The following is a 12252-nucleotide window of genomic DNA, read 5'->3' on the forward strand; positions in this document are numbered from 1 at the left end:
ACCTTTCGCTGGCTGATAGCGGCAGACGAAGAAGAATCCAGGTATTTGGAGAGAAGCCTTCTGCATATGCACATAACCGAGCATCTTGAATTTCCGCCTTTTAACGGAAAGTCATAAAAATGGGGACGCATCTATTTATCAAAAGACCCGTCCTATCTTTTCCGACTCGCCCCCCGTTTCCCAAAAATTACCAACTGCCATATGGAATGCCGAATTGGTCGATATAACGCTTGGACTTTTCACTGACCGGATAAGCGTAACGCCCTTGGTTCTTACCCTGACTCGGACCTAGCGGTTCGATTTCTGCTTTGGCTTTCGCCACTTTCACCGGATGGTGACACGAGTCCCTGACCCAGACTTGTACAACCCCACCGGGAGCCAGCCCCAGGTAGATAGAAGCGGAATAACTCGCTTGCTCCTTCGGCGTTTCCGAACAACGCTGATTGACCGACGCCCTCATTAACTGTCTGGCCTCTTCGGGCACATCCAACCAAACACTATAGGTCTGAGGTTCGACAATCGATTGCCAACGCACGTAAATGCGTTTGGGGAGATCGGCACCAATCACTGGCTTTGCAGCAGCTCCCAATGCGTGCCAGCCTCGTGCAGATTCTTTACCGTCTTCAGGCTCCCCGCCTGCAGCCGTACCTCCTCCCGTACGCTTGAACAGCTTGCCGTTTATATCTTCGACAGCACTGTCCTCCACCCACACTTTCATGTAGTAAGGCTCAGTAAATGCGAGCTCCCACGACTCGGACTTAGGGTCGTTTTTGGCAGACAGCGGGTCCGCAGACTGACAGCCAGTCATGAACAAAGCACAAAACAGGGTTACAAAAACTCTCATTACCAAAGCGTCCAATCAGGTACGTGTGGGTGTAGCACGCGGATGGCATCGGCGGTCGGGGCGTTGATGTATACCGCATTTAGTCCGCTGCCATCTCTTCGGCCGAGTGGATGGTTCCAGTTTGCGGACATATGAATGTACTTGAGTTTCAGCAGCTGCTCCTCTTCAGGCGTGGTGCTGTAGTTACCCGCAACGAACCGATCACACAAAGCCTGAAGTTCTGCGGGGACGGTCAAATCCGGAGTGTCAGGAATATCGTTGAATCGAGCGCCTTTCTCTTTTGCCAGATGATGCATCACTCTCAGGTAAACCCTGGATAGCATGCCACTCACCGGACGCTTGAGCTGTACAGCTGCGTAAACACGTTTAGCGCTTGGACTCAGCCGATCTTGCGGACTATTCGGCACCAGAAGCGCTTCTGAAGCCACAATCTCAAGCATGTCTGCAGGCCATCCCTTGGATAACCACTGGTTTCTAACATTAACCGCATCGCTGTAGATCGAGGTAGTCACGACGTCGGTGTTCAATGGCACGATCAGTGTTTGCATTGGGCTAACAAGAACACACTCCTGCGCTTCCTCCAGATACCCTCCGCCGATGTCGGAATGCACTCCGGGCAGAATAATTTCCAGATGATCAGGTTTGACGCGACTGAGTGCGAAATTGGCTCTGCATTCATCACGAGCAACCAACTGAGCGACATCACTGAAAAAACGACGATCAAGGTAAAGCTTGATACCCGTCGCAATTGGACTTTTGATGTTTCCCAAATTCGACCAACCAGCAATCGAGGGCACTGTATCGAATAAGCCGATAAACCCCATATTGATGTCGCTTTTATACTGGTCATTGAATCTGGGACCGAATGCTCTCGGTAGATTTCGCAGTACATGACCAAGAGGGCCGCGACTGGTGCGAACAATTTCGTTGGCGAAATGCCGTGCGGCTGCGGCGCCACGACTGAAACCAAACGTATCGAACGTCAGCGAGGTGATTTCACTGTCCGGGTTATCTTCCAGGACTCGATTGATCGCTTGTTGGATCATGGGAAACGCGGACTCGACTCGCCCTGCGACACCTGTTTCTCCGCGCCCGGTACCAGCACCGAGCGTGCTGTCTTTTTCGCCAGATCGCGTGCCGATGCCCTCGACGTAGACAACGCGGGAGGCTCGTCCCCCTTGCGCTACAGGAACCGCGTCATACAGCTCACTCAGCTTTTTGATATTGCTGACATCATTGCCATAACTACTATCCGGATCACTCATATACGGCTTGCAACTCGCATCAATATCTTGAGCCGCAATCGGATGATGAGCACCACACAAAAGCCCGGCCGCAGCGTTATTGGCATTATTCCCCGTCCCATCGAAGAACACTCCGATCCGCAGGGCTATGCCGATTTTTTCACGTGCCGATGCCGGTTCTTTCCCGTGTTTCTCATATTCAGCCCAACGCTGGGCATGAATATCGACGGGGTCGGTTCCTTTGTTGCGATAGTTTTTTGGCGGGTTGGGAATGTAGCCACTCAATCCTTGATTCCTTCTTCTGATCCTTGAAGAACGGGCCGAAGGGTGACAGCGGAAATCGGGGGGCGCAAGGCGTGGCCGCGTGCCAGCACTTGGCGCTCTTTCTCCCTGTCTGCAATGGTGGCGCCGAGCCACGAATGATATGGTTCAGCCTCAAAACCAGGGACGACACTTCGTGCACAAACAATGTCTGGCAGCAGCAGTAACCTTCGCCATCAGTTTTTCCGCTCTTGCCTCTCCCGTGCCGCAGGAAGAGCTCGAAGAGTGCCAACGAATAGAAAACTCGGCCAAACAGGTCATGAAAACCAGGCAGCAAGGCGTGCCCATGGCTTCGGTGTTGGAACTGGCCGAAGCGGCAGGTAAGCAGAACGAGTATGTGGGTGTAGTGTTCAAGTCATTGATCCGCGAGGCGTACGAGATTCCTCAATACTCAAGCGAGAGCTTGCAGCAGAAAGCGATCAGCGATTTCCATTCCAATTTCTACAAGGCTTGCATCGTGACGGCGGAAAAGAGAGCAAACGCCAACGGTTGAGCTTAACGAACAAAAAAGGGAGCAGATTCAGGTAGTGAATCTGCTCCCTTTTTCTGAAGGGCTCCTGTTTCAGTTTCCGGGCCAAAGAGCTCCATCATCTCCACCCGCAGTGAAAGCCGCCCCTTCAATGTGATAAACCTGCGGCTCCTCCGAAAAATACCCCTCCAGCCTCAGCATAAAGACCCTGTGATCCTCCCCCGCCTCAAAATCCGTATGAGCCTCAAGCGATTCCCACCGCACGATCAGATTGAACCGCTCCGGCGTTTCAATCCCTTGCGCAAGCATGTGCCCACCATACCCATCCGCGCGGCGGAGTAGAGGCGCCACCTCGGCAAATGCACGCCGGAACTCATCAACACGTTCTTTATAAACGGGCAGCAAAGCGATCTCATAAATCATGACGCATCCCCCACAGCACCCGAACGAAGTGCAGGCTCGACAGCAATCGCAATTTTCCCTTGAAGACCATTGTTGGGACTTTCCAGCCGAGCATGAGCAAGCGGAATCTCCGCTAGCGAATACACCGCACCAACATGTGGCCGCAATTGACCGCGTTCCACCAGGGCACTCAATTCATCGAGCTTGCCGCGGTTCTGGCGGGTGAACACGAAGTGATAGCTCGCGTTCTTTCCCCAGGCCTGAACTAGGTTTTGTGGCTGGGCGATGTCGACGATCGAGACCACGCGGCCAAGTTGTGCGAGGGCGTCGGGACTGCGCGAGAGGGTGTCGCCGCCGATGGTATCGAACACCACGTCCACTCCGAGGCCATTGGTTTCCCGCAGGATGGCTTCGACGTAGTCTTCCTTTTCATAGTCGATGATCACATCGGCGCCCATGCGGCGGACGAACTCGGCGTTTGCTTCGCGCGCGGTGGTGAACACTTTGGCGCCCATCGCTTTGGCGAGCTGGATGGCGACGTGTCCGACGCCTCCCGCGCCGCCGTGGATCAGAATGCTCTCCCCCACTCTGAGCGCCGCCCGCACGATCAGCGCTTCCCACGCCGTCCCGCCGACCAGGCTCAGGCTGGCCGCTTCGAGATGGCTCAGCGATGAAGGTTTTTTGCCGATGATGCTGGCGGACGCCACGTGGTACTCGGCATAGCTGCCGGGACCGTCGAAGATTTGCGGCGTGTACCAGACTTCGTCTCCGGGGGCGAAAGCCGTGACACCCGGGCCGACCGCTTCGACTACGCCGGAGACGTCATGTCCGGTGATGGCCGGCAGTGGCACCAGGTCGGAATAGTCGCCGCGTCGGACTTGATAATCCAGTGGATTGATCGAGGTGGCGTGTACCCGGACCAGCACTTGTCCCGCTTCCGGCACGGGTTTGGGCACGTCGCAGAGCGTGAACGATTCCGGGTTGCCAAATGACTCAAGCAGCATCGCTTTCATGGTGAATCCTCGTATCGACAATAAGGGATATCGAGATATCTCGATATCATGCGGTAAATTTTTTTACAGCTCTTTCCCTATGACCTCGGCCAAAGCGCTGATGTTGGCTTCATTGCGCTTGTAGTAGGTCCACTGACCGATGCGCCTGACTTCAACCAGGCCCACACGCTGCAGCGTTGCAAGATAACCGGACACCGTTGACTGCGAGAGTCCGATGCCCTCTTGAATACTGCTCACACACACGCCCACCGTGTGAACGTCGCCCTCGTCCTGCGGGGGGAAGTTCTTTACGGGGTCTTTCAAGCCCTTCAGGATTTCAAGCCGTACCGGGTTTGAGAGTGCTTTGAATACTTCGATCAGGTCCATGCCGCGAGAATATCGAGATTATTCGATATGTCAATACGCTGATTGACCAGCGGAAAAAAGAACGATCTGCCGACACCCACGGCATCGGCAGACCGAATCTCACCGCGAAAAACCTCAGTACGGATTACACCGCTGCGCCACCGCCGTCGCCTGATCCACATACGGCCGCGCCGGTTCAAGGTTCCACTCCGGCTTGTTCCTCACAGGCTTGCCATCAAACGTCGCTGCCAGATGACAGACCAGCTGCCGGCGCAATGACCCGCCGTTGACGCTGTACTGGCGCCATTGCTCGTCGTTTTTGTGTTTGTTGTACAGCTCGGCAAACATGCGGTCGGTCTGGTCGTCCTTGATCGCGCGACCGCAGGCGGTCGGCACGACTTCCAGAGACCAGGTTTTCGGCCCGAGTTTAGGGTCGTCACGCTGAACCCAGGTGCTGGACTCAATGTACTTCTCGCAGAACTGTTGCGCCGGTGGCGCTGCCGTCTGCATGCACGAGAATGAGGCCTTGGCAGTCGGGGTTTTCGGGAAATCGATCTTGACGATATTGCGGTCCTTGCCGGTCTTGGCTTTGTAGTCGCGCTGGTTGGCCAGGGCGTCGTTCAAGCCCCGGGAGTCGCTGTAGAAAAACGCCAGGATCGGCAATTCATCGGTCTTCGGATTGCCCAGGCGCAGTTCGGTCTGGGTCTGGAACTCACGGGTGTTGATGACGCGCCGGGCGCCCATGAAGTTCTGGAACGCGTTGACCCGATCCTGGCTGCTCATCGGATTGCGCATGTTGAAGCCGCATTGCAGCTGATCCTGCTGGCGGTTGTTGTTGAACTTGGTGAAGTGCGCGACCCACGCGTTGACGTTGGTGATCGGCGGCGCCATGGCCTGGCAGACCGCTTCTGTAGGGCTGGTGTTCTTGTTGTTGCCGCAGCCGCGATCATCGCGAAAGTCGGTCCAGGCATCGTTGGGAAATGCGCAGTAAACATGCACCGGATTTTCGGGATCGCGCACCATATCGACCGGGGTGATGATGTACCCGTTCTGGGTGCTCATGCCGGGGTCTTCGTAGCTGATACCATCAGCCCGCATGTAGGAGGCGGCAAACGTGCCCAGTTCGACCGCTTTGGGGCTTGGGTTCCACACGTCCCACTTCTGCCCTTTCGCCGGATCGGCCCGGTGCGTGCCGCGGATCAGCAATCCTGAACAGTCCGAAGCCGGGTCTTTGCCGCAACTGGCGGTGGTGTTGTTGTACAAGCTTTCAACGCGTTTGAGGGTTTCTTCACAGGACTCGGCACTGGCCGAGGTCGCGTGCAGAAACAATGGAACCGCGAGTAACGGGATGATCCTGTTCCAGCGCTCTTTCATGACGTGTTTCTCCCTGATGGTGCTTCTGACCTTCCCTGCTCAACCCGATGCGACGTCCTGCTGCATCGGGCGGGCTTAACGCGAAACCGGGTTGCAACCTGCCGAGCGCGTCTCGCTGTCCGAGAGCGCAGGCCGGAACGGCTCAAGATTCCATGGCGTCTTGGCGCGGTAATTCACCAGTACGCAGTTCAATTGCTGACGCATGCTGCCGACGGATTTTTCGTTGTCACGCCAGTTGCCATCGGCCCCCCGAAGGGCGAACAACTGCTGGTACAAGGCGTCGATCTGATCGTTGGGCAAGGCACGTCCGGCGGCGGTCGGCACGACGCTCAAGGTCCATTCATCCTGACGGGTGCCCGGGTCGTAGCGTTTGACCCAATCGGCAGATGCAATGTATTGCGGTGCCTTCACCGGCAGCGGATTACAACCGGCCTTCGCCGCTTCCTGAGGGGTGACCACGGGACGGAACGGTTCCAGATTCCATTCGGTCTTGCCGGGGTAGTTCTGCACCAGGCAGCTCAATTGCTGACGCATGCTGCCGGCGGATTTTTCGTTGTCGCGCCACTGGCTGTCGGCACCACGCAGCGCAAACAACTCCTTGTACAACGCGTCCTGATCGCTGGCCTGAATCGCCTTGCCCTGAGCTGTGGGCGTGACATTCAGGGTCCATTCATTCTTGCCGGTGCCGGGGTCGTGGCGTTCGACCCAGTTGGCCGAGGCGATGTAGCGAGGCACCGGAGCCGGCGTGGTTTGCCCGTTGCCAGCGGCTGTCAGATCAATCGCCTGATCCGCCGCGACGTAGCTGAAACGCTGCTCCGGCGGTTTGGTGAAGTCCAGTCGCAGGACCGGCACGCTGTACCCCTGAGCCTGGAGTTTCTTCTGGAAGTTGCGCGCGCTGTTCAAGCCGTTTTCCGGTTTCGGCGGCGCCTGATCGCCGCGGGTGGCGAAGTTCTGCGTGCTGTTGACGTTGTAGATGAAGGCGTCGATGTACTTCATGTTCTCGCTGCCGTCGTTAGTCGACGAAGCGTTCTTCAACATGAATTCGTTGACCTGCGCACTGAAGGCGAAGGGGTCTTTGTTGGTGGTGTTCACCCGCGATTCGTGGACGCGGATCATCGCATTCCAGTCGCTGGGTTTTTCTGCGTTCCAGGAGCACTGGCCGTACTGGATCGGCCCTTTCATCAACCCGGTGTATTTATTGGTCCACTGCTCGGCGGTGGTCACGCCGGCTTCCGCGCAGGTGCCATAAGCCAGCGCGGCGTTCTTGTTGTCCATCGTTCCCTGAGCGGCGCGCGGCGGTTCGCGACTGTCGAAAAAGCCGCAGCCATACCACTTGCGCTCGGGCCCGGTGCCGCCATCGAACGCGTAGATGCAGGTGAAGCCTTGCTCCTTGACCGGCAGTTGCAGCGCCGCTGCATCGGTGGGATTGCGCAGGATGAACCCGGCCGGATGAATGAGGATGCGGGTGCTCAGATCCTTGCGGATCCACGAGTATGAGGTCGCGCCGATCTTGATCGCGTAAGGGCTGTAGTCCCACGGGTTGAACGGCCCGTCGTTGACCATGCGCAACGTCACACCGCTGCAGTAATAGAGCCCGCGAGCGGCGCCGGTGTCGGGCTCCTGGCAGGCATCCTTGAGGGTGTTGTAGTTGCGGTTGATGCGGCTCAGGGTTTCCAGCGGATCGAGGGGTGGCTGGGCCGCCACGGCGCTGAATGCCAGAGGCAGGAACAGGCCCAGAATAAAAGGCGAACGAACAACTGCGCGCATAACCGACACTCCTTGTCGTGCGAGATGACACTTCCATGAAAGGCAGCGTAGTTAGCTCAATCCATACGGTCAAACCGCTCGCCGGATCGTTGTGAACATGTCCTCACTTCTTGCCGCTTGCCAGATGGTGAGCGACCAGCGCGTTCGCATGCCCATGGCCCATGCCGTGTTCGGTCTTGAGCCAGGCGACCAGTTCCATGTGCTTTTTGTCGGTGATGCTGGCGAGCAGATTCAGCCAGTGGTCGATGGGTTGGCCGTACTTCTTTTCGATTGAAGGAAAGTAGGATGCCGGGCCTTTTACTTTTGCGTCTTCGCTCATGTTGCAAGCTCCCTGTTTGCGATGGAATGTCATGACTCCAAAGATTGAAGGCCATGACGTCCATGCAGTCCAGTACGAGCAGGCTGATACGTCAGGGCGCAACCATCGGCGGCACACTTTTTTGCAACCCGGTTGATTCAACACCAGAGCGCGACACCGTCTCCGGCACCGCCACCCAAAGCAGCACCAGCGCCGCCATCGCTACCCCCGCCAAGGTCAAGAACGCAGCGCTGTATCCCGCCTCCTGAACCACAATCCCCGCCAGGCTGTTGCTCAGCGCAGCCCCAAGACCAAACACCGTCGAAATCGCCCCCAGGCTGACATTGAAATGCCCGGTGCCCAGCGTCAGGTCTTTCACCACCACCGGAAACAGCGCGCCGAAAATCCCCGCGCCGATGCCATCGAGCAATTGCACCGAAACCAGCCACCACGGATCGTTCGACAGCACATACAACACACCGCGCAACGGCAGGATCAGGAACCCCGCCAACAGCAACGGCTTGCGTCCCCACAGATCGGCCTTCGCCCCCACCAGCAGCGCAACCGGCACCATCACCAGTTGCGCCGCGACGATGCAGGCGGACGTGAGCGGCGTGGCCATCTGCAGATTGGCCTGCGCCAGTTTCTGACTCACCAGCGGCAACATCGCCGCGTTCGCCAGATGAAACAGCGCGCAGCAAATCGCGAACATGAGTAGCGGTCTGTTGGTGAGCAATACGGAAAAGCCCGAAGGCTGCTTGCCCTGCCCCGTTTCGCTGGGCTCCAGACCTCGGGCGAGATCGTGGTCAATCGCGTCGGCCGATACGAACGAGACGGCAATTACACTGGCCAGCGCCATGACTGCCATCAGATAAAACACCGCGACCGGGCCGAACAGGTAAGCGGACAAACCGGCCAGCAACGCAGCGCAGGCGTTGCCGGCGTGATTGAAGGTTTCGTTGCGCCCGGTTCTTCGCGTAAAGGCGCGAGGCCCGGTAATGCCAAGGGTGATCGCGCAAATGGCCGGTGCGAAAATCGAAGCGGCAGCGGCGCTGATGGCTTGCGTCAACGCCACCAGGCTGAACGACGTCACGAACGGCAGCAGCAGACAGCTTCCGGTGACCACCAGCGCAGCAATCGCTATCAGCGCCCGTTTGAAGCGTGTGCTGTCGACCAGCGCGCCTGCCGGGGTCTGCGTGATGAGCGCAGCGATCCCGGCAATCGTCATGACCAGACCAATGCTCGCCGGCTCCCAGTGGTGAACCGCCAGCAGGTAAATCGCCAGATAAGGACCGAGCCCGTCACGCACATCGGCGAGGAAGAAATTCAGGCTGTCGAGGGACAGGTCATTGCGGCGATCGAGATGAGTGGCCACGGGTAACGTCTTCGTTGTCGAGGTTCTGCGAGATGACTCAACCTCCGCAAATCGAATGACCTTTTGCCGGGCGTTTTAGTTGCATGAAACAGCCGTCCGTTACTGCCCCATCAACAACTCGCGCTCGCCTTCACACAAACCCACGACGTAATCCCAAACCACCCGCAACCGCACTGACTTGTGCAACTCGCGGCGCGTACTGATCCAGTAACTGCGCTCGATGCTCTCATCCGGAAGCAGCGCCACCAGATCCGGATCCGACGCGGCCATGTAACACGGCAGCACCGCAATCCCAAGCCCCGAGCGCGCCGCCTGTTGCTGGGCAATCACGCTGGTGCTGTGAAACACCACGCGCGGATTGCGGCAGAAACTGTTGAGGAACATCAGCTCCTGACTGAACAGCAGATCATCGACATAGCCGATCCACGCGTGCCGTCCGAGATCCTCGCGACTGCGCAGCGGCGGCGCACCGTCCAGGTAGCTCTGGCTCGCATAGAGGGCGAGTTTGTAATCAGTCAGTTTGCGGGTGACCAGCATGTCCGCCGCCGGCCGTTCCAGGTGAATGCTGATTTCCGCCTCACGGTTGAGAATGCTGACGAAACGCGGCACAGCCACCAGTTCCACTTCCAGCCCCGGATAGCGCTCGAACAACCCGATCATGCGACTGGCGAGAAACATGATGCCCAGGCCTTCGGTGACACCAACGCGGATCTTGCCCAGCGGTGCCGTGGATTGGGTGATTTCTTCCTGAGCCAACAGCGCGACGTTTTCCATTGCTTCGGCATGTTTGAGCAGCGCCTCCCCCCGCCGGGGTCATCTCGTAGCCTTGGGCGTGCTGCACGAACAGCGCGGTGCCGAGGCTTTTTTCGATGGCCTCGATATGCCGGGCGACCGTGGCGTGCGTGGTGTTCAGGCGGCGGGCGGCGGTGAGCAAGCGGCCGCTGCGCTGCAACTCGAGAAAGAACCGCAGGTCGTTCCAGTCGAACATGGCTTGTCCTTGTCGGCTATCGTCAGGAAGCGCTGTTTGAAAACGCACAGCGGCTGCGCAAAAACTAACATTCTTTTGACGAAAGCTAACAACTAGGATGACTGACAACAAAAACAATAAGCGAGGTCAGGGAATGCAGACTTCCCTCGATGAATTCGATTACATCGTGGTCGGCGCCGGGCCGGCCGGGTGTTTGCTGGCCAATCGGCTGTCAGCGGATCCGCAGCAGCGCGTGCTGTTGCTGGAGGCCGGCGGGCGCGACAACTATCCGTGGATTCACATCCCCGTGGGTTACCTGTTCTGCATCGGCAACCCGCGCACCGACTGGTGCTTCAAGACTGAAGAACAACCGGGCCTGAATGGCCGCGCACTGAGTTATCCGCGCGGCAAGGTGCTGGGCGGCTGTTCGTCGATCAACGGCATGATCTACATGCGTGGCCAGGCCACCGACTACGACGGCTGGGCTGCCGAGGGCAATCCGGGCTGGGCCTGGAATGACGTGCTGCCGCTGTTCAAACAGAGCGAAAACCACTTCGCCAGCGCGGCGGACTTTCATGGCGACAAAGGTGAGTGGCGAGTCGAACGCCAGCGTCTGTCGTGGCCGATTCTCGATGCGTTCCGCAGCGCTGCCGAACAGAGCGGCATCGCCAGCATCGATGACTTCAACCAGGGCGACAACGAAGGTTGCGGCTACTTCCAGGTCAATCAGAAAGCCGGGGTGCGCTGGAACGCGGCGAAGGCGTTTCTGAAGCCAATTCGTGATCGGGCCAATCTGACGGTGTTGACCGACGTCGAGGTGGATCGCGTGTTGTTCGATGACGGCCGCGCCTCGAAGGTCAGCGCCCGTTGGCAGGGTCAACAAAAGAGCTTCAAGGCGCGCAAGGAGATCGTGTTGTGCGCCGGCTCCGTGGGTTCGCCGAGCATTCTGCAACGCTCCGGAATCGGCCCGCGCCCGCTGCTGGAAAAGCTCGGCATCGGCGTGGTGCATGAACTGCCGGGCGTCGGCGGCAACCTGCAGGATCACCTGCAACTGCGCCTGATCTACAAACTGGAAAACGCCCGCACCCTCAACCAGATCGCAGGCAGCGTGTGGGGCAAGATGGGCATGGGCCTGCGTTATCTTTATGACCGCAGCGGGCCGTTGTCGATGGCGCCGAGTCAACTGGGCGCGTTTGCCCGATCCGGGCCGGAACAGGCCTCGGCCAACCTCGAATACCACGTGCAGCCGCTGTCGCTGGAACGTTTTGGTGAGCCGTTGCACAGCTTCCCCGCGTTCACCGCTTCGGTGTGTGATTTGCGGCCGCAGAGCCGTGGCCGAATAGAGATCCGCTCCGCCGATCCACAAACCGCGCCGCTGATCCAGCCCAATTACCTCAGCCATCCCGAAGACCTTCGCGTGGCCGCCGACGCGATTCGCCTGACCCGGCGAATCGTCAGCGCCCCCGCCCTGCAAGCCTTCAACCCGGTGGAATACCTGCCCGGTGCCAGCCTGCAAACCGAAGAACAACTGCACGAAGCAGCGGCGAAGATCGGCACGACGATTTTCCACCCGGTCGGCACTTGTCGCATGGGTAACGACGCGGACGCGGTGGTCGATGCGCAATTGCGCGTGCACGGCGTGCCCGGCCTGCGGATCGCCGATGCGTCGATCATGCCGCGAATCACCTCGGGCAACACCTGTTCGCCTACGCTGATGATTGCTGAAAAAGCGGCACAGCTGATTCTCAACCCAACCGCCCGGAGTTTTCCCGCCGAAGAAAAAGCACTGACCGCACTCTCTTGACCAAAGGAACAGCGGCGCACGCCTACAAG

The 12252-nt window shown here is 58.4% G+C and carries 11 protein-coding genes and 1 pseudogene; 2 read left to right on the plus strand and 10 right to left on the minus strand.

The window, feature by feature from the left end; translation table 11 throughout:
* Positions 1-187: 187 nt before the first annotated feature.
* Complete coding sequence (locus PMI24_RS00795) at positions 188-844, minus strand: DUF2931 family protein (protein WP_007950550.1); 657 nt, start codon at positions 842-844, stop codon at positions 188-190.
* The gene (locus PMI24_RS00800; protein ID WP_007950551.1) at positions 844-2373 is read right to left on the minus strand and encodes a phospholipase effector Tle1 domain-containing protein; all 1530 of its coding nucleotides are present in this window, start codon (positions 2371-2373) and stop codon (positions 844-846) included. Before PMI24_RS00800 ends, PMI24_RS00795 begins: the two co-directional genes overlap by 1 nt.
* Before the next feature lie 172 nt (positions 2374-2545).
* Between PMI24_RS00800 and PMI24_RS00805 the strand changes: the two genes are divergently transcribed.
* Positions 2546-2902 (plus strand): hypothetical protein, encoded by a 357-nt coding sequence (locus PMI24_RS00805; protein WP_007950552.1) that lies wholly within the window; start codon positions 2546-2548, stop codon positions 2900-2902.
* 69 nt (positions 2903-2971) lie between these two features.
* Here PMI24_RS00805 and PMI24_RS00810 read toward each other — a convergent pair whose 3' ends face one another.
* The 8 genes and pseudogenes from PMI24_RS00810 to PMI24_RS00845 form a co-directional block, all read right to left on the minus strand.
* Positions 2972-3301 carry an antibiotic biosynthesis monooxygenase family protein gene (locus PMI24_RS00810; protein ID WP_007950553.1) on the minus strand — a complete coding sequence of 110 codons (330 nt, stop codon included), beginning with the start codon at positions 3299-3301 and terminating at the stop codon, positions 2972-2974.
* The gene (locus tag PMI24_RS00815) at positions 3298-4293 is read right to left on the minus strand and encodes a zinc-dependent alcohol dehydrogenase family protein (RefSeq protein ID WP_007950554.1); all 996 of its coding nucleotides are present in this window, start codon (positions 4291-4293) and stop codon (positions 3298-3300) included. The genes PMI24_RS00810 and PMI24_RS00815 overlap by 4 nt, the downstream gene beginning before the upstream one ends.
* A gap of 63 nt (positions 4294-4356) precedes the next feature.
* Positions 4357-4659: an ArsR/SmtB family transcription factor gene (locus PMI24_RS00820; protein WP_007950555.1), complete on the minus strand. Its 303-nt coding sequence runs from the start codon at positions 4657-4659 to the stop codon at positions 4357-4359.
* Between the two features lie 114 nt (positions 4660-4773).
* Complete coding sequence (locus tag PMI24_RS00825) at positions 4774-6012, minus strand: DUF2599 domain-containing protein (RefSeq protein WP_007950556.1); 1239 nt, start codon at positions 6010-6012, stop codon at positions 4774-4776.
* Between the two features lie 75 nt (positions 6013-6087).
* Complete coding sequence (locus tag PMI24_RS00830) at positions 6088-7779, minus strand: DUF2599 domain-containing protein (RefSeq protein WP_007950557.1); 1692 nt, start codon at positions 7777-7779, stop codon at positions 6088-6090.
* Between the two features lie 103 nt (positions 7780-7882).
* Positions 7883-8098 carry a DUF4287 domain-containing protein gene (locus tag PMI24_RS00835; protein WP_007950558.1) on the minus strand — a complete coding sequence of 72 codons (216 nt, stop codon included), beginning with the start codon at positions 8096-8098 and terminating at the stop codon, positions 7883-7885.
* Positions 8099-8189: 91 nt separating this feature from the next.
* The gene (locus PMI24_RS00840; protein WP_007950559.1) at positions 8190-9452 is read right to left on the minus strand and encodes an MFS transporter; all 1263 of its coding nucleotides are present in this window, start codon (positions 9450-9452) and stop codon (positions 8190-8192) included.
* A gap of 99 nt (positions 9453-9551) precedes the next feature.
* A pseudogene (locus tag PMI24_RS00845) lies at positions 9552-10404 on the minus strand (LysR family transcriptional regulator).
* Between the two features lie 169 nt (positions 10405-10573).
* On the opposite strand from PMI24_RS00845, the gene PMI24_RS00850 reads away from it, so the two are divergent.
* Entirely contained in the window at positions 10574-12223 is a 1650-nt protein-coding gene (locus tag PMI24_RS00850) for a GMC family oxidoreductase (protein ID WP_007950561.1), read from the plus strand.
* Positions 12224-12252: the final 29 nt, after the last annotated feature.

Source organism: Pseudomonas sp. GM25, assembly GCF_000282255.1.
GTDB lineage: Bacteria > Pseudomonadota > Gammaproteobacteria > Pseudomonadales > Pseudomonadaceae > Aquipseudomonas > Aquipseudomonas aphyarum.

Coding starts and splice junctions, on each gene's coding strand:
- PMI24_RS00825 (WP_007950556.1), bottom strand. CDS start 6,012: ATGAAAGAGCGCTGGAACAGGATCATCCCGTTACTCGCGGTTCCATTG.
- PMI24_RS00830 (WP_007950557.1), bottom strand. CDS start 7,779: ATGCGCGCAGTTGTTCGTTCGCCTTTTATTCTGGGCCTGTTCCTGCCT.
- PMI24_RS00820 (WP_007950555.1), bottom strand. CDS start 4,659: ATGGACCTGATCGAAGTATTCAAAGCACTCTCAAACCCGGTACGGCTT.
- PMI24_RS00835 (WP_007950558.1), bottom strand. CDS start 8,098: ATGAGCGAAGACGCAAAAGTAAAAGGCCCGGCATCCTACTTTCCTTCA.
- PMI24_RS00795 (WP_007950550.1), bottom strand. CDS start 844: ATGAGAGTTTTTGTAACCCTGTTTTGTGCTTTGTTCATGACTGGCTGT.
- PMI24_RS00850 (WP_007950561.1), top strand. CDS start 10,574: ATGCAGACTTCCCTCGATGAATTCGATTACATCGTGGTCGGCGCCGGG.
- PMI24_RS00815 (WP_007950554.1), bottom strand. CDS start 4,293: ATGAAAGCGATGCTGCTTGAGTCATTTGGCAACCCGGAATCGTTCACG.
- PMI24_RS00810 (WP_007950553.1), bottom strand. CDS start 3,301: ATGATTTATGAGATCGCTTTGCTGCCCGTTTATAAAGAACGTGTTGAT.